At 45.7% G+C, this 16,848-nt stretch carries 17 protein-coding genes; all 17 read left to right on the plus strand.

What is annotated here, in order from left to right; all coding sequences use genetic code 11:
* The first annotated feature begins 4 nt into the window (after positions 1-4).
* Complete coding sequence (locus CXF82_RS14155) at positions 5-358, plus strand: flagella biosynthesis chaperone for FliD, FliT (RefSeq protein ID WP_102044408.1); 354 nt, start codon at positions 5-7, stop codon at positions 356-358.
* A gap of 6 nt (positions 359-364) precedes the next feature.
* Positions 365-766 carry a flagellar export chaperone FliS gene (fliS, locus tag CXF82_RS14160; RefSeq protein ID WP_102044409.1) on the plus strand — a complete coding sequence of 134 codons (402 nt, stop codon included), beginning with the start codon at positions 365-367 and terminating at the stop codon, positions 764-766.
* Between the two features lie 346 nt (positions 767-1,112).
* Complete coding sequence (locus CXF82_RS14165) at positions 1,113-2,546, plus strand: sigma-54 dependent transcriptional regulator (RefSeq protein ID WP_102044410.1); 1,434 nt, start codon at positions 1,113-1,115, stop codon at positions 2,544-2,546.
* A 469-nt stretch (positions 2,547-3,015) separates the two neighbouring features.
* On the plus strand, positions 3,016-4,095 hold the full coding sequence (locus CXF82_RS14170) for a sensor histidine kinase (RefSeq protein ID WP_102044411.1): 1,080 nt from the start codon (positions 3,016-3,018) through the stop codon (positions 4,093-4,095).
* A gap of 4 nt (positions 4,096-4,099) precedes the next feature.
* The gene (locus tag CXF82_RS14175; RefSeq protein WP_101092220.1) at positions 4,100-5,452 is read left to right on the plus strand and encodes a sigma-54-dependent transcriptional regulator; all 1,353 of its coding nucleotides are present in this window, start codon (positions 4,100-4,102) and stop codon (positions 5,450-5,452) included.
* Between the two features lie 580 nt (positions 5,453-6,032).
* The gene (gene fliE, locus CXF82_RS14180; protein WP_101092219.1) at positions 6,033-6,365 is read left to right on the plus strand and encodes a flagellar hook-basal body complex protein FliE; all 333 of its coding nucleotides are present in this window, start codon (positions 6,033-6,035) and stop codon (positions 6,363-6,365) included.
* A gap of 38 nt (positions 6,366-6,403) precedes the next feature.
* Positions 6,404-8,101 carry a flagellar basal-body MS-ring/collar protein FliF gene (gene fliF, locus CXF82_RS14185; protein WP_101092218.1) on the plus strand — a complete coding sequence of 566 codons (1,698 nt, stop codon included), beginning with the start codon at positions 6,404-6,406 and terminating at the stop codon, positions 8,099-8,101.
* Positions 8,091-9,146: a flagellar motor switch protein FliG gene (gene fliG, locus CXF82_RS14190; protein ID WP_101092217.1), complete on the plus strand. Its 1,056-nt coding sequence runs from the start codon at positions 8,091-8,093 to the stop codon at positions 9,144-9,146. The genes fliF and fliG overlap by 11 nt, the downstream gene beginning before the upstream one ends.
* A complete protein-coding gene (gene fliH / locus CXF82_RS14195) occupies positions 9,146-10,087 on the plus strand; it encodes a flagellar assembly protein FliH (protein WP_101092216.1) in 942 nt (313 codons plus the stop codon). Before fliG ends, fliH begins: the two co-directional genes overlap by 1 nt.
* Positions 10,056-11,396: a flagellar protein export ATPase FliI gene (gene fliI, locus CXF82_RS14200; protein ID WP_101092215.1), complete on the plus strand. Its 1,341-nt coding sequence runs from the start codon at positions 10,056-10,058 to the stop codon at positions 11,394-11,396. The genes fliH and fliI overlap by 32 nt, the downstream gene beginning before the upstream one ends.
* 21 nt (positions 11,397-11,417) lie before the next feature.
* Positions 11,418-11,864 (plus strand): flagellar export protein FliJ, encoded by a 447-nt coding sequence (gene fliJ, locus CXF82_RS14205; protein WP_102044412.1) that lies wholly within the window; start codon positions 11,418-11,420, stop codon positions 11,862-11,864.
* Between the two features lie 151 nt (positions 11,865-12,015).
* A complete protein-coding gene (locus CXF82_RS14210) occupies positions 12,016-13,527 on the plus strand; it encodes a flagellar hook-length control protein FliK (protein WP_102044413.1) in 1,512 nt (503 codons plus the stop codon).
* Between the two features lie 95 nt (positions 13,528-13,622).
* Positions 13,623-14,138: a flagellar basal body-associated protein FliL gene (gene fliL / locus CXF82_RS14215; protein WP_102044414.1), complete on the plus strand. Its 516-nt coding sequence runs from the start codon at positions 13,623-13,625 to the stop codon at positions 14,136-14,138.
* A gap of 53 nt (positions 14,139-14,191) precedes the next feature.
* Entirely contained in the window at positions 14,192-15,220 is a 1,029-nt protein-coding gene (gene fliM, locus CXF82_RS14220) for a flagellar motor switch protein FliM (protein ID WP_101092211.1), read from the plus strand.
* A 12-nt stretch (positions 15,221-15,232) separates the two neighbouring features.
* Entirely contained in the window at positions 15,233-15,613 is a 381-nt protein-coding gene (fliN, locus tag CXF82_RS14225) for a flagellar motor switch protein FliN (RefSeq protein ID WP_101092210.1), read from the plus strand.
* Between the two features lie 12 nt (positions 15,614-15,625).
* Positions 15,626-16,000: a flagellar biosynthetic protein FliO gene (gene fliO / locus CXF82_RS14230; RefSeq protein ID WP_102044415.1), complete on the plus strand. Its 375-nt coding sequence runs from the start codon at positions 15,626-15,628 to the stop codon at positions 15,998-16,000.
* 11 nt (positions 16,001-16,011) lie between these two features.
* Positions 16,012-16,746: a flagellar type III secretion system pore protein FliP gene (gene fliP / locus CXF82_RS14235; protein ID WP_374702372.1), complete on the plus strand. Its 735-nt coding sequence runs from the start codon at positions 16,012-16,014 to the stop codon at positions 16,744-16,746.
* Positions 16,747-16,848 lie beyond the last annotated feature (102 nt).

The raw sequence follows: 16,848 nt of genomic DNA on the forward strand, positions 1-16,848 counted from the left end.
TCTTATGAATACAGCTCAAATTCCAGTAACTGAAATCATTCATCAACTGACCGCCGTTGATACAGCTATGACTGAATTACTCGAAAAACTAGAGAAAATGCAGTTTGAAAATGATGACACCGACATCTTGGTATTTAAATTGCAAGAAGTCATAAGTGCGCGTCAAATTTTGATTGGTCAGTTAGTGGCCGATAGTCAGTTCGAAGATCGAACTTACCTGCAAGCTCAGGCGGACAAGACGTTGGAATTTGAACATCGGGCCAAAAAAGTATTAGCCGATCGCGAAGCCTTATTACGTGGATTACGTAAAGGTAAACGCCAAATCAACGTATATAAAACAATAGATTCAAATAGGTAGGTATTTATGAGAGGTTCGCTTCAATCATATCGTAAAGTTTCTTTAGATAGCAGTATTGCCGTTGCTTCACCGCATAAGGTGATTCAAATGATGTTTGCGGGTGCTTTAGAGCGTCTAGCACAAGGGCGCTATGCAATAGAGCAAAACAATCTTGAGTTTAAAGGTGTTAGTTTAGGCAAAGCTGTCAGTATTGTAGCAGGTCTCAATAGCAGCCTTAATATGGAAGCTGAAGGTGATGTTGCCAGCAATCTAAGTGCTCTTTATGATTTTATGCTGCAGAAAATATCTGATGCAAACATGAATAATGATGTACAAGCCATTGATGATGCGACAGGTATTCTACGTGTTATTAAAGAAGCTTGGGATGCAATTCCAACTGAGCTTCACGAGTTATCTTCTGAAAGCTGATGATTTATCGGACTATTGTTGAGAATATTGGCTGAGGATACGTATTAGAGCCTATTGACTTAAGCCTGTCAGTTAAGTGCTAAAAGAGGGGTGGTGAGCCACTCCTTTTTGACTTATGTCAAAAACTTGTCACAGCTAAATTAGCGAGTGCTGAGTTTTTAAGCAAAACAGATCCTGTTTATCATAAACTTCATCAGAGGCTTGCTTATAGCGAGCCGATAATACACTATTCAGTTTGGTAGTGAATTTAAAGGTATTTCTTTGAGAGAAGCTACCGGCTTTAAATAATAAGCAACTAACACTAATAATTAATGCGCTGATACATATAAGCCTAACGGCCTTCGGAATGATGCAAAAAGATCAACGAATTCTACTTGTCGGTAACCAGTCAGAGCGAATTAATCGCTTGTCATGTGTTTTTGAGTTTTTAGGTGAGCAAGTCGAGTTAGTCGGTTTCGACAAACTTGAGTTGTATACAAAACAAGCGCGTTATCGTGCGATTGTTTTGCCCGCTGAAGCTCAATCAAAAGAACTTATTCAGTCTTTGGCTGGAGCGCTTCCGTGGCAGCCATTTTTGCTGCTGGGTGACGTTGCCGATGTTAAAGCCTCGAATATTCTTGGCTGTATCGAAGAACCACTAAATTATCCTCAGCTCACTGAGTTACTTCACTTCTGCCAAGTTTTTGGCCAAGTGAAGCGAGCTGATGTGCCTACTAGTGCCAATCAAACAAAACTGTTTCGCAGCCTCGTTGGCCGCAGTGAAGGTATCGCCAACGTACGCCACCTCATTAGCCAAGTTGCCAGTTCTGAAGCCACAGTGTTAATCCTTGGGCAATCAGGTACCGGTAAAGAGGTCGTAGCACGAAATATTCATTATATTTCAGAGCGTCGCGATGGACCGTTTATTCCAGTTAACTGTGGTGCAATACCGGCAGAACTGTTAGAAAGCGAGTTGTTTGGCCACGAGAAAGGCTCATTTACCGGTGCAATTAGTGCCCGTAAAGGTCGATTCGAATTAGCAGAAAAAGGCACTCTGTTTCTTGATGAAATAGGCGACATGCCGCTGCAAATGCAAGTTAAGCTGCTACGTGTATTACAAGAGCGAGTATTTGAACGTGTGGGTGGCAGTAAGTCTATTGCGGCTGACGTTCGAGTTGTTGCGGCGACACATAGAAATCTTGAAAACATGATTGAAGAGGGGAGCTTTAGAGAAGATCTCTATTACCGCTTGAATGTGTTTCCAATAGAAATGCCTGCTTTGTGTGAACGCAAAGAAGATATTCCATTATTACTGCAAGAACTGGTTAGCCGAGTTTATAACGAAGGCCGTGGCCGAGTGCGCTTTACCCAAAGAGGCATCGAGTCGCTTAAAGAGCATGCATGGTCTGGTAACGTTCGTGAGTTATCCAACTTAGTTGAGCGCTTAACCATCTTGTACCCCGGTGGACTGGTTGATGTTAATGACTTACCGATTAAGTATCGTCATATTGATGTACCAGAATATTGTATAGAAGTCAGTGAAGAGGAGCTTGAGCGTGATGCGCTAGCCTCTATCTTTAATGATGACGAGCCTATTGATATACCAGAGTCTCGCTTCCCAAGTGAGCTGCCTCCTGAAGGGGTTAACTTAAAAGATCTGCTGGCTGAGCTTGAAATCGACATGATTAGACAAGCATTAGATCAGCAAGATAACGTGGTTGCCCGCGCTGCTGAAATGCTCGGTATTCGCCGTACAACGCTCGTTGAGAAGATGCGTAAATACGGTTTAGGTAAAGATTAAAAGCCGATTTAGTGCTGAGATGGTACAAGCTGAGACGGTGAAAATCGGTTAAGAGCCGGTTCGAGCAGAGACGATTTAAAGCCGGATAGTGCTGAGATGGTGATAATCGGTTAAGAGCCGGTTTAAAGCCGGATAGTGCAGAGATGGTACAAGCGACAGTGAAGCCAAGACGATTAAAGCCACGCTAATTGTATGCACCGATTTAAAATTAGAAAGCCAGAAGCATAGCTTCTGGCTTTTTTTGTTTTTTTGTTTTTTTATTTTTTTGCTTTAATCTTTTCCTGCTTTTCTCGTAAGCGAAGCGTCCGTCTTTGCCTGTTTCGTCTTAGCTTTCCCTCTGCTTTACAGTAAGCGAAGCGTCCGTCTTTGCTTGTTCCGTCTTAGCTTTATTCTGCTTTCCTCGTTCCTTCCTAAGTTGGCACAAAACCTGCTTCACCCCATCAAATGCAGTTTTTTTGACGGAGTCATAATGTCCGCAGTCCCTCAGCCACAATTTGATGCACTAACAAGCTATCGTCCACAACAGGTCGACGTTCAGCAAGCCGCAAATATGTCCAATCGTATGGATCATATTCTGCAGGCGATGCCATCTGGCGTAGTGATCATCAATGGTGATGGTATTGTGACAGACGCAAATCCGGTAGCCATTGAGTTGCTTGGCGGTCCATTAGAAGGGCTACGTTGGTTTAAAGTGATCAATCAGGCTTTCTCACCTAAAGATGATGATGGTCATGAAGTGTCACTGCGTAATGGGCGCCGCGTTAAACTGGCAATTACGCCATTAACGCCAGAACCAGGTCAGCTTATCGTGTTAACTGATTTGACTGAAACACGTTTATTGCAAAAGAATTTGTCACATCTACAAAGGTTGTCAGCATTAGGCAAAATGGTGGCTACACTGGCACACCAAGTGCGTACGCCATTGAGTGCCGCCTTGTTGTATGCCTCTAATCTTGCCAACCCTAAAATTTCCGATACCGCAAGAAAGCGCTTTCAGGGAAAGCTGGTCGATAGACTCAACGAGTTAGAGCACCAAGTTAACGATATGCTGCTAATGGCAAAAGGCCGCAAGCAGGAGCTGGACGTGATTGTCTCTATTGAAGAGGTGATTGATAGCGTATTGAATAACTGCCAACCGATCTCGGCGCAAAAAGGCTGCCAGCTGGATTTTATCAATCATTCGACACAGGGCATTCGCGCAAATGACTCAGCGTTAAGTTCTGCGATAAATAATCTGGTGGTGAACAGCATTGAAGCTGGCGCGACCAAGATAGAGATAAAGGCCTACGATACGGCCACAGCACTGCATGTTGATGTGATCGATAACGGTAAAGGGTTAGATACCGACATGCAGCAACAAGTGCTTGAACCCTTCTTTACCACTAAGCCACAAGGCACGGGGCTTGGGTTGGCAGTGGTGCAATCAGTGGTGAATAATCATGGTGGCATGATGCAGTTGAGTTGTCATGTTGGTGAAGGCTGTACCGCCTCGCTTAAATTCCCTTTAGTGGCTAAAGCCAATATCACTGAATCAGTCGTAGGAGCTTAAGCGCATGTCTGAAGGTAAATTACTGTTAGTTGAAGATGATGCTTCATTACGAGAAGCTCTATTAGACACGCTGATGCTAGCGCAATATGAATGCGTCGATGTTGAATCGGCTGAAGCTGGCATTTTGGCATTAAAAAGTGACTCATTTGATATGGTGATAAGCGATGTGCAAATGGAGGGGATTGGCGGCTTAGGCTTGCTTAATTACCTGCAGCATAATCACCCTAAAGTACCCATGTTATTGATGACGGCTTACGCAACGATTGATAACGCGGTCAATGCGATGAAGTTAGGCGCCGTCGATTATTTGGCTAAACCTTTTTCACCCGAAGTGCTGCTTAACCAAGTATCAAGATACCTGCCCGCTAAATCGACAGAGGGCACACCCGTTGTCGCAGACGAAAAGAGTTTAGCCCTGCTATCTCTGGCTCAGCGAGTGGCAGCATCAGATGCATCAGTGATGATCATGGGCCCAAGTGGCAGTGGTAAAGAGGTCTTGGCGCGTTATATTCATCAGCACAGCAATCGCTCTACAGGGGCTTTTGTCGCGATAAACTGCGCCGCAATTCCTGAGAACATGCTTGAAGCAACGCTTTTTGGCTATGAAAAAGGCGCGTTTACGGGGGCTTATCAAGCCTGCCCAGGTAAATTTGAGCAAGCACAAGGCGGCACGCTACTGCTTGATGAAATATCAGAGATGGAAGTGGGCTTGCAAGCTAAGTTACTGCGAGTGCTGCAAGAGCGTGAAGTGGAGCGACTCGGTGGCCGTAAGACCATTAAGCTAGACGTACGAGTATTGGCGACCTCAAACCGTGATTTAAAAGCGTTGGCGGCATCGGGAGAGTTTAGAGAAGATCTTTATTATCGGATCAATGTCTTTCCGCTAACTTGGCCAGCGCTAAATCAACGTCCCGCGGATATTTTACCCTTAGCAAGACACCTTATTAATCGTCACTCTTTAGCGATGAATAAAACCGAAGTACCGGTATTGGCTGAATGTGCGTCGCGGAGGTTGTTAACTCATCGTTGGCCTGGCAATGTGCGCGAACTCGACAATGTGGTACAACGTGCGCTGATTTTAAATATTTCTAACGAAATAACCCTCGCTGATATTATTATCGATAATTGCGATATTTCACTTAACGCAGAGTCATTTCCTGTCGAAGAGGAAAAGCCCACTGAGCTTGACGGTTTAGGGACTGAACTTAAAGCACAGGAACATGTGATAATTCTAGAAACCTTGACTCAGTGTAATGGCAGCCGTAAAGCCGTCGCCGAAAAACTGGGGATCAGTGCTCGAACTTTACGTTATAAAATGGCCAAAATGCGCGACTCCGGGATTCAAATACCGGCTTAATAGCGGGTTCAAGCAGAGACGGTGAGAATCGGTTAAGAGCTGGTTAAGAGCCGGATAGAAGCCGGTTAAAGCTGAGACGATGAGAATCGGTTAAGAGCCGGTTAAAAGCCGGATAGGGCTGAGACGGTTCAAGCTGAGACGATGAAAATCGGTTAAGAGCAGATTTAAAGCCGGATAGGGCTGAGACGATACAAGCTGAGACGGTGAAAATCGGTTAAAAGCCGGTTAAAAGCCGGTTAAAAGCCGGTTAAAAGCCGGATAGGGCTGAGACGGTTCAAGCTGAGACGATGAAAATCGGTTAAGAGCCGATTTAAAGTCGGGTAGTGCTGAGATGGTTCGAGCTGAGACGATTTAAGCAGAGATGAAGAACTTTGTTGGATACCTAGAGGTATTTCGTTTGAATCTTGGCTGCTTTTTGTTTTAAGCTTTTCCTGCTTTTCCCGTAAGCGAAGCGTCCGTCTTTGCTTGTCCCGTCTTAGCTCTATCCGTTTTTCACCGTTAATTTAAATTCTGGCACGATTACTGCTTTATCTAGTTCAATATAAGTTTTTCGTCAAGAAAACGACATTGGGAGATAGTAATGCAAATCGGCGCTAATTCTTTACTGCAAGAGATGCAGTCACTTAACGGCCAAATTGGCTCACCTGGGATCCAAACAGGTATTGCTCGCCAAGTGAATAACACTTCTGGCGCTGATTTTGGGCAACTTCTTTCTCAAGCTGTTGGAAATGTGAGCGAACTTCAATCGAATGCAGGTAATTTGGCCACTCGCCTTGATATGGGCGACACCACAGTGACATTATCTGATACCGTGATTGCGCGTGAGAAATCTAGCGTTGCTTTTGAGGCAACAGTGCAAGTAAGAAATAAGCTGGTACAAGCTTATAAAGACATTATGAGTATGCCTGTTTAGGCCTAAACTAACAGCAGGTAGCAATTGTGAGTACAGAAATGGTCGTAGGAACAGGTTCAAATGTCGCAACCAGTGGACAATCAGGTGGCGTTCAAGAGGAACATAAATCTGGTGTGATGGGCTCTATTGGTAATATCGATATGTTACGCCAAGTGACCATGATCTTGGCATTAGCGATCTGTTTGGCATTGGCTGTTTTTGTGATGATTTGGGCGCAAGAGCCTGAATATCGTCCTTTGGGGCAAATGAATACCCAGGAGATGGTACAAGTACTCGATGAACTTGATAAGAATAAAATCCCATACCAGATCCAAGGTGATGTGGTTAAGATCCCAGAAGACAAATATCAAGATGTGAAGATGATGCTAAGCCGCGCAGGTTTAGATCAAGCCGCTACAAATGACGACTATTTAAGTAAAGACAGTGGGTTTGGCGTGAGCCAGCGAATGGAACAAGCCCGCCTTAAACATAGCCAAGAACAAAACCTTGCAAGAACCATCGAAGAGTTAAAAAGTGTTAGCCGCGCTAAAGTTATCTTAGCCTTACCAAAAGAAAACGTATTTGCTCGCAATCGCTCAAAGCCGAGTGCGACAGTGGTAGTGAGTACCCGACGTGGCGGCCTTGGCCAAGAAGAGGTCGACTCTATTGTCGATATTGTGGCGTCAGCGGTACACAACTTAGAACCGAATAAAGTCACTGTGACAGACGCAAACGGTCGCTTGCTTAATTCCGGCAGTCAAGATGGCGTTTCGGCTATTGCGCGCCGCGAGCTCGAAATTGTTCAGCAAAAAGAGTCTGAGTATCGTAACAAGGTTGAGTCTATTTTGATGCCAATCTTGGGGCCTGAGAACTTTACTTCTCAAGTGGACGTTAGCATGGACTTTACCGCCGTAGAACAAACCGCTAAGCGCTACAACCCCGATTTACCCGCACTGCGCAGTGAAATGGTGGTGGAAAATAATTCAAATGGCAACACCAGTGGCGGTATTCCAGGGGCGCTGTCTAACCAACCGCCAATGAACGCGGATATCCCACAAGAAGTTGCTAGCGAATCGACCTCGGTTAGATCAGGTAGTAACCATAAAGAAGCCACCAGAAACTATGAACTCAATGAAACGATAAGCCATACCCGCCAACAAGTAGGCACGTTAAGACGTGTGAGTGTGTCGGTTGCCGTTGATTTTAAAAACGCCCCAGTTGCCGAAGACGGCAGTGTGACCAGAGTGCCACGCACCGAGCAAGAATTGGCTAACATTCGTCGCTTGCTTGAAGGTGCTGTAGGGTTTAATACTCAACGTGGCGATATGATTGAAGTGGTTACCGTACCGTTTATGGACCAACTCATTGAAGATGCTCCAGCAGTTGAAGTTTGGGAACAACCTTGGTTCTGGCGTGGAGTGAAGTTGGGCTTGGGTACTTTAGTTGCGCTGGTTATTGTGGTGTTTGTTATCAGCCCGATGCTTAAACGTATTGTTTACCCTGATAGCGCCAAAATGCTTGACGAGCCAAAGGTGGGTGATGAGCTTGCTGAGATTGAAGATCAGTATGCCGCAGACACATTAGGCATGCTCGAGCGACCCGAAGCTGAATACAGTTATGCCGATGATGGGTCGATTTTAATCCCCGATCTGCATAAAGATGATGACATGATTAAAGCCATCCGCGCCATTGTCGCGAATGAACCTGAACTATCGACTCAAGTCGTGAAAAATTGGTTATTAGAAGATGACAAATAATATTGGTGTAGAGGGCAAAACCGTTGCGCCTGCTGCAGGTTTTAAAGCTCAAGATTTAACGGGTGTTGAAAAAACGGCCATATTGCTCCTGAGCCTAAGTGAAAGTGATGCAGCTTCTATTTTGAAACACCTTGAGCCTAAGCAGGTACAAAAGGTGGGTATGGCAATGGCAGCCATGCAAGATTTTGGACAAGAGAAAGTCATTGGCGTGCATAAGCTATTCTTGGATGACATCCAAAAGTACTCCTCTATCGGTTTTAACAGTGAAGAGTTTGTGCGTAAGGCGCTTACTGCTGCGCTTGGCGAAGATAAAGCCGGCAATCTTATCGAACAGATTATTATGGGCAGTGGGGCTAAAGGTCTCGATTCACTTAAGTGGATGGACGCGCGTCAAGTCGCGACCATTATCCAAAATGAGCATCCACAAATTCAAACGATTGTGTTGTCTTATCTTGAGCCCGACCAAGCGGCAGAAATTTTTGCCCAGTTCCCAGAAAATACTCGTTTAGACTTAATGATGCGTATTGCCAACCTCGAAGAGGTGCAACCTGCCGCGCTGCAAGAGCTTAACGATATTATGGAGAAACAGTTTGCTGGCCAAGGTGGCGCACAAGCCGCCAAGATGGGTGGCCTGAAAGCGGCTGCTAACATTATGAACTACCTCGATACTGGCGTTGAAAGTCACTTGATGGAAACCATGCGCGAGTCTGATGAAGAGATGGCACAGCAGATCCAAGACTTAATGTTTGTCTTTGAAAACCTTAGCGATGTGGACGATATGGGCATTCAGGTATTGCTTAGAGAAGTGCAGCAAGATGTGTTGATGAAGGCGCTAAAAGGCACAGATGATCAACTCAAAGAGAAGTTACTGAGTAACATGTCTAAACGTGCCGCTGAACTGCTGCGTGATGATTTAGAGGCGATGGGTCCAATTCGAATTAGTGAAGTGGAAGTTGCTCAAAAAGAGATTTTATCAATTGCGCGACGTCTGAGTGAAAGTGGTGAGTTGATGCTCGGTGGCGGCAGTGGTGAAGAGTTCTTATAATGGCTGATCCTAAAGAGCCCAAAGGGGTAACCGTCAATACCACTGATGAGTTTGGTCATTGGGACCTTCCCGATATTACAGAAGAGATTGATAGCTCATCGCTGAATATGTTTGGTCGACATGGCTTGCATGTTGACGTAGACAATGAGACCGAAATTGAAGCGATTTTACCGCCAACGCTGACCGAAATTGAAGATATCCGTGCTCACGCCGAGCAAGAAGGCTTTGTACAGGGTCAAGAAAATGGCCATGCCGAAGGGCTTGAAAAGGGCCGCTTAGAGGGACTGGAGCAAGGCCATACTGAAGGTTTTGAGCAGGGACAAGAGCAAGGTTATGAAGCGGGTCTGCAGGCATCTGCTGAGATACTACAAAGATTCGAAGCATTACTCACCCAATTTGAACAGCCGCTGAGTATATTAGATACCGAAATTGAAAAAGAGCTGTTGTCGACATCAATGAGCTTGGCTAAAGCGGTGATTGGTCATGAGCTTAAAACGCATCCTGAGCATATTTTGAGCGCGCTGCGTCAAGGCGTTGACTCACTGCCGATCAAAGAGCAGAAAGTGAATATTCGATTGTCACCAGACGATGAATCTTTAGTCACCGATTTATACACTGCTGCGCAATTGGAACGCAACCGATGGGACATTGAAGCCGACCCCAGTTTATCGGCAGGTGATTGCATCATCCATAGTCTCCGTAGCCATATTGATATGACCGTGGATACGCGTATTCAGCATGTATTTTTTGAACTAGAGAAAAGCCAACAAGATCTGTTGCAGCGCAAAGAGCAACAAGAAGAGGCGTTACTTAACCAGCGTCTGAGCAGTCAAACCGCAGCGGCTGCAGAAGTTGCCACTGCGACGGTACAGCCCTCACAAGATCAGCCTCCAGTAACCGAAGGTGAACATGCCAACACGCCAACACCGACTGCGCAGTAAACTGGCGCAGCACCACAAAAAAATTAACCCTTTTGTAGCAGAAGCCAGCGGGCAACTCGTGCGAGTGGTGGGTTTGACGCTCGAAGCAACGGGTTGTCGGGCTTCGGTTGGCAGTCTTTGCTCCATCGAAACCATGACGGGTGATTTAGTCGCTGAAGTGATTGGTTTTGACGATGATTTACTTTACCTGATGCCAATCGAAGAACTCAACGGTGTGTTGCCTGGCGCTAAAGTGACGCCATTGGGTCAGCAGTCTGGCCTGAGTGTGGGTTTGGCATTGTTAGGGCGAGTGCTCGATGGCAGTGGCGTACCAATAGATGGTTTAGGCAATCTACAAACCGATCAAAAAGCCCCCACACATACCACCGCAATCAATCCACTAGCAAGGCGAGCGATAAGTGAGCCACTCGATGTTGGTGTTCGCGCGATCAACTCGATGTTGACCGTCGGTAAAGGCCAACGAATGGGCTTGTTTGCCGGTTCTGGTGTGGGTAAAAGTGTGCTGTTAGGCATGATGACGCGAGGCACTAACGCTGACATTATTGTGGTGGGGTTAGTGGGCGAGCGTGGCCGAGAAGTCAAAGAGTTCATCGAAGAGATCTTGGGGCCAGAAGGACGTGCCCGCTCAGTCGTGGTGGCAGCGCCTGCTGATACTTCGCCCCTGATGCGACTTCGTGCTTGTGAAACATCGACTCGAATTGCCGAGTATTTTCGTGATATGGGTTATAGCGTACTGTTACTGATGGATAGCCTAACCCGTTATGCTCAAGCGCAGCGAGAGATCGCGTTAGCGGTGGGTGAACCCCCTGCGACGAAAGGATATCCGCCTTCAGTATTTGCTAAACTCCCCAAACTTGTTGAACGCGCAGGAAACGGCGGCGGCAAGCAAGGCTCAATAACGGCATTCTACACCGTGCTCACCGAGGGCGATGATCTGCAAGATCCTATCGCCGATGCATCGCGCGCCATTCTTGATGGCCATATTGTGTTGTCACGCTCGCTTGCGGATTCAGGGCATTACCCTGCTATTGATATTGAAGCGTCAATTAGCCGTGTTGCACCTATGGTGATTAGCACCGCGCATTTAGAAGCTATGCGCCGTGTTAAGCAGGTGTATTCGCTTTATCAACAGAATAAAGATCTGATTTCAATTGGTGCTTACACTCAGGGAAGCGACCCTCGTATCGATAACGCTATCCGCTTGCAACCTGCGATGAATGCATTTTTGCGACAAACCATGAAAGATACCATTACCTTCGAAAGTAGTGAGTTAATGTTGAGTCAACTCGGTGCACAATGTCATGTCTAGCGCTGATGAGTAAATACTAAAATGGCTAAAGTGGATCCACTTCTTACCGTACTTAAGCTCACTAAAGATGCGGAAGAGCAAGCATCGCTACAACTGCGTACCGCTCAGTTAGAGCTGCAGCGTAGGCAAACGCAATTAAAAGCGCTGCAGGACTATCGTTTAGATTACATGAAACAGATGGAGCTGCAGCAAGGAAAACAAATTAGCGCGAGCTATTACCATCAGTTCCACCAGTTTGTGCGCCAAATTGATAACGCCATTGTGCAGCAAGTTAACACGGTGCAAGAAGCGCTCACTCAACAACAACACCGTCAAAGCTATTGGCAAGAGAAACAACAAAAACGTAAGGCGGTAGAGTTATTGCTGGCTAAGAAAGCCGATGCAGCACAACTTGCAGAGCAACGTAGAGAACAAAAAATGGTAGACGAGTTTGCATCGCAACAGTTTTACCGAAAATCCCGCCGATAGTTTTTCCTCTGTCACTTTTGTTGGCATTATACTTGCTTAGTATGGTAATGAAAGCCATATATCAAGCCGATATTTTGACGCCTAATACCAGACTCATAGCAGAATAAGATAGACATTTTGTGCTTGTTAAGGCAACGCTGACGGAGAAGTTATGCAGCAGATGACCAATATATTACTCAGCAGCGTTGATGCCAGTGCTGCAAAAAAGGTGAGCCCTAACAGTCAGCCTGAACTTAATGCCGATGGCGACAATTTCTCAGCAGCCTTAGAAAAAGCCAGCCAAATGGACCCTGCGCCAAATGCAGAGCACAAAAATGAGCAAGGTAACACTGACACCCCATCAACAAATGCTACCACTCAAAACAGTACGGTAGCAGCGTCAAACGGTAAGGCAGAAGACGCTGAGGTGAGTGATGACGTTAGCCAAGTGCTAGCACAAATTAACCTTGCCAATAACTTCCCCAGCGATGCAGAAAGTCAATCGATGGTTGCCGCTGACGGCGAAACCTTGCCGTTAGTCGATGATATGCAAATAGCGCAAGAAAAGGGCGTTAAAGAGGGGGGTTTATCTGCCGATACGAGCACTGACTTACCCGATGAAATGTCTGATGAAATATTGCAAGCGTTAAGCTTTCAAAGTGGTATTTCTGAAGCTGCACTTCGCAATATGCCAGCACAAGATCTCAACGATTTATTAGCACAGAGTCAAATACTAGGTGCTGATGGTGAGCTTTTATCGCAATACGCCATCACATCAGCACCATTGACTGCAACATCAGCATCAACATCAACCGATGCCGCAAGAGCCCAAGCGGTCAACGACGATCCTAAACTCGCCAATGCCGTTCAAACGGGCAATGAACTGACAAGCCCAACGAGTAAAGCCGATAGTCGAGATATTTTAGGCAAAGAAGCGGCGATGCAAGCAGCTACAGAGCAGGGCGGAACGCAACGAGCTGAGATAGAAAAAGGGGTGAGCGCTAAATCTGCGCTGGGCGATGCTAACAATATGACTGCCGCGACAGAGCAGTTAAAAGGCGCCGAGCTTTCCGTTAGGTTAACGCCCATTCAGATGGGGCTAGAGGCCAATCTCGCCAGCGGCAGTGCAACGTTATCGACTGAAGAGATTAAAACTGCTGCAGGCTTACAGGCACATAATTTACAAATACAGCAAAGTTTAACCCGTGCTGAGCCGCAACAAATACAACTTTCACTTAAACAGCATGCGGACCAAGCCACACAGATGCAGGAGATGATCCAGCGATTTTCGCCGGTAATGAAGCAGCAATTAATCACCATGGTGAGTCAAGGTGTTCAACACGCTGAAATTCGCTTAGATCCGGCGGAGCTTGGCAGCATGATTGTACGCATTCAGGTGCAAGGCGATACTACCCAAGTACAGTTTCAAGTCTCACAACATCAAACACGTGATTTAATTGAGCAAGCAATGCCAAGATTACGTGAAATGCTGGCTGAACAGGGTATGCAATTGACCGATGGTCAGGTGTCTCAAGATAACGGTGGCAATGAACAAGCTTTCCAAGGTGATAGAGACAGCCAAGGCCAAAGTCACTCTGAAATGGACGAAATTTCAGCAGAAGATCGAGTTGTTGGCACAAATCTAGCTTCTAGTGCCGCATCAGGTATAGATTATTATGCATAAGCAGGTACCCTATAGCGCACATTATAATTTTGGTTTTATAGGTTGTCTTTGAACCTGTAAAGTAAGGGCATAAATGCTCGAGTTAGGGAAAGCAGATGGCAGAAGAACAATCATTAGAGCTCGAGGTTAATGACGAGCCCAAAAGTAAGAAAAAGTTAATCTTGTTTGGCGGTATTGCTGTAGCACTTTTCATTGTTATAGCGGTGACGCTATGGATGTTATTGAGCGGTGGTGATGCTGAACAGAGCTCGGAGGGTCAACCTACCGCAGCAGAAGAGACTGCAAATCAGGGAGAAGCCTTTTACGCTGCTATGCCACGACCGTTCTTATTTAACTTGCCAGGCAATGGCCGCACGCGACTTGTTGAAATCAAAGTGCAGTTGATGGTGCGCGGTAAGGACGATGATGTATTGATTAAAAAGCACATTCCACTGATTGAAGACGCACTACTGACCACATTTAGTGGTGCGGATGTGCAAAAACTCAGTACCCAAGCAGGCAAAGATGAGATGCGTTTGTTAGCCCTGCTGAATGTGCAAAACACCTTGCAGCCCATTATTGGTCGTAAAGTGGTTGAAAAAGTATTATTTACCGGCTTTGTGATGCAGTAAGTTTGCACGGCTTTTTGTAAACCAAACGTTTTTATATAGGCAAAGGCAATATCGTGAGTGATTTATTAAGCCAAGACGAAATTGATGCGCTACTACACGGTGTAGATGACGTTGAAGAGGACATGATTCAGGACGATGAGCTTGATGCACGTTCTTATGATTTCTCTTCGCAAGACCGTATTGTACGTGGCCGAATGCCAACGCTTGAGATTGTTAACGAGCGCTTTGCTCGCCACTTGCGCATTAGCATGTTTAACATGATGCGCCGAGCGGCGGAAGTGTCGATCAATGGTGTGCAAATGCTCAAGTTTGGTGAGTACGTTCATACCCTGTTTGTACCGACCAGTTTAAACATGGTGCGCTTTAGTCCATTAAAAGGCACTGCGTTGATCACCATGGAAGCGAGATTGGTGTTTATCTTGGTCGATAACTTTTTTGGAGGTGATGGACGATTCCACGCCAAAATTGAAGGTCGAGAATTTACCCCAACTGAGCGCCGTATTGTTCAATTGCTGCTAAAAATCATTTTTGAAGATTATAAAGAAGCGTGGGCGCCAGTAATGGATGTTGAGTTTGATTATCTCGACTCTGAAGTTAACCCAGCTATGGCGAACATCGTCAGCCCGACGGAGGTCGTGGTGGTGAGTTCATTCCATATCGAAGTGGATGGCGGCGGCGGAGATTTTCATATCACCATGCCGTATTCCATGATTGAACCTATCCGCGAGTTACTCGATGCGGGCGTGCAAAGTGATACTCAAGATACGGACATGCGTTGGTCTCAGGCGCTACGAGATGAGATCATGGACGTAGATGTGGGTATTGATGCCACCGTGGTGGAACATCAACTGACCCTGCGTGAAGTGCTTGAGTTCAAAGCGGGCGATGTTATTCCCGTTGAACTGCCTGAATATATTGTTTTAAAAGTTGAAGACCTTCCCACTTATCGTTGTAAGATGGGGAAAACAAAAGAGAATCTTGCATTAAAGATTTGCGAAAAAATTCCTAGACCGGAAACGGCTAAGACAGAGTTGCAGTTGGTTACGCATAAAGGTAAGCCACGCGAACGTTCTGAGATATAAGGTGATACGTCGATGAGTACAGATACAGGTGATGATTGGGCAGCAGCAATGGCTGAGCAAGCAATTGAAGAAGCACAAGCAGTTGAACTTGATGAGTTTAGTAGCGATGCTGCTCATTTCAGTCAAGAGGAAGCGTCAAAACTCGATGCGATAATGGACATTCCGGTGACTATTTCGATGGAAGTAGGCCGCAGTTTTATCAATATTCGTAATTTGCTGCAGTTAAACCAAGGCTCGGTGGTTGAATTAGACCGTATCGCTGGCGAGCCATTGGATGTCATGGTCAATGGTACGTTAATCGCCCACGGTGAGGTGGTTGTGGTTAATGACAAGTTTGGTATTCGTTTAACCGACGTTATTAGCCAAACTGAGCGCATTAAAAAGCTTAAATAGAAAGGATGAGTAATGAGTTTTCAGATGGTATTAGCAAGTCTTGGTAGCGTTGCCGCTACAGCAGAGAAATCGGCTGCGCCCTCAAGTGTTGCTACGCTTGCCAGTATGGTGGGAGGCCTAATTGTTGTTTTATTGCTGATTTTTGCCTTAGCTTATATGGTGAAGCGACTGAATCTAGTGCCTAGTAACCAAGGGGTGCTAAAAACCATCGCCGTTACGCCGCTGGGCCAAAAAGAAAAACTAGTGTTAGTTGAAGTCGATGGCCAGCAATATCTGCTCGGCGTCACACCTCATCAAGTCAATTTGGTCGATAAACTCACCACGCCAGTTGAGCAGCCTAAAGTCTCCTTTGCGGATCGATTACGTCAAGTGAAGTCGTCACAATGATAAAATGGAATATGTTGTTTGTTGGGCTGGCGCTGTCTATGCTCTCACCTACGGCCCTTGCTGCAACGGGGATTTTACCTGCAGTAACGGTGTCAACAGGGGCTGATGGCTCGACCCAATATTCGGTGACAATGCAGATTTTGCTGTTGATGACAGCGTTAAGCTTTATTCCTGCAGCGGTCATTATGTTGACTTCATTCACTCGTATTATTGTTGTCTTATCTATTTTGCGACAAGCGATTGGTCTACAACAGGCACCGTCGAATCAAATTCTCATCGGCATCAGTATGTTTATGACATTTTTTATTATGTCGCCGGTGTTCGATAAAATTTATGATCAAGCAGTATTGCCCTATATTGAACAGGGAATGCCAATCGATCAGGCGTTCAATACAGGTAAAGGGCCGTTAAAAGACTTTATGTTAGCGCAGGTTCGCTTAACTGATTTAGATACCTTTATTGAAATATCAGGTTATCAAAATATTAACGAGCCTGAAGATGCGCCAATGAGCGTGATTATTCCTGCCTTTATCACCAGTGAGCTGAAGACCGCATTCCAAATTGGTTTTATGTTATTCGTGCCATTCTTGGTATTAGATTTGGTGGTGGCCAGTATTTTGATGGCAATGGGTATGATGATGTTGTCGCCGATGATTGTCTCTTTGCCGTTTAAAATCATGCTGTTCGTATTGGTTGATGGCTGGAGCTTAGTCATGGGTACGTTAGCGAATAGTTTCGGATTATAGGTAGTATAGGTAGGCTATGACTCCAGAGGCGCTCATTAATATTGTAGATATCTGCCATGAAACATTAGCAGCCATAGTTTCTCGCTTGTTTATTGAAGGTAG

Origin of the sequence: Shewanella sp. GutDb-MelDb, assembly GCF_002836075.1 — a bacterium.
In the GTDB taxonomy this organism is placed as follows: domain Bacteria; phylum Pseudomonadota; class Gammaproteobacteria; order Enterobacterales; family Shewanellaceae; genus Shewanella.

Excerpts from the sequence above, each read along its gene's own strand:
- fliE (WP_101092219.1), top strand. The coding sequence starts at position 6,033 with ATGCAAATCGGCGCTAATTCTTTACTGCAAGAGATGCAGTCACTTAAC.
- CXF82_RS14170 (WP_102044411.1), top strand. The coding sequence starts at position 3,016 with ATGTCCGCAGTCCCTCAGCCACAATTTGATGCACTAACAAGCTATCGT.
- fliF (WP_101092218.1), top strand. The coding sequence starts at position 6,404 with ATGGTCGTAGGAACAGGTTCAAATGTCGCAACCAGTGGACAATCAGGT.
- CXF82_RS14165 (WP_102044410.1), top strand. The coding sequence starts at position 1,113 with ATGATGCAAAAAGATCAACGAATTCTACTTGTCGGTAACCAGTCAGAG.
- fliL (WP_102044414.1), top strand. The coding sequence starts at position 13,623 with ATGGCAGAAGAACAATCATTAGAGCTCGAGGTTAATGACGAGCCCAAA.
- fliO (WP_102044415.1), top strand. The coding sequence starts at position 15,626 with ATGAGTTTTCAGATGGTATTAGCAAGTCTTGGTAGCGTTGCCGCTACA.
- fliI (WP_101092215.1), top strand. The coding sequence starts at position 10,056 with ATGCCAACACGCCAACACCGACTGCGCAGTAAACTGGCGCAGCACCAC.
- CXF82_RS14155 (WP_102044408.1), top strand. The coding sequence starts at position 5 with ATGAATACAGCTCAAATTCCAGTAACTGAAATCATTCATCAACTGACC.
- fliN (WP_101092210.1), top strand. The coding sequence starts at position 15,233 with ATGAGTACAGATACAGGTGATGATTGGGCAGCAGCAATGGCTGAGCAA.
- fliG (WP_101092217.1), top strand. The coding sequence starts at position 8,091 with ATGACAAATAATATTGGTGTAGAGGGCAAAACCGTTGCGCCTGCTGCA.
- fliP (WP_374702372.1), top strand. The coding sequence starts at position 16,012 with ATGTTGTTTGTTGGGCTGGCGCTGTCTATGCTCTCACCTACGGCCCTT.
- CXF82_RS14175 (WP_101092220.1), top strand. The coding sequence starts at position 4,100 with ATGTCTGAAGGTAAATTACTGTTAGTTGAAGATGATGCTTCATTACGA.
- fliS (WP_102044409.1), top strand. The coding sequence starts at position 365 with ATGAGAGGTTCGCTTCAATCATATCGTAAAGTTTCTTTAGATAGCAGT.
- CXF82_RS14210 (WP_102044413.1), top strand. The coding sequence starts at position 12,016 with ATGCAGCAGATGACCAATATATTACTCAGCAGCGTTGATGCCAGTGCT.
- fliJ (WP_102044412.1), top strand. The coding sequence starts at position 11,418 with ATGGCTAAAGTGGATCCACTTCTTACCGTACTTAAGCTCACTAAAGAT.
- fliH (WP_101092216.1), top strand. The coding sequence starts at position 9,146 with ATGGCTGATCCTAAAGAGCCCAAAGGGGTAACCGTCAATACCACTGAT.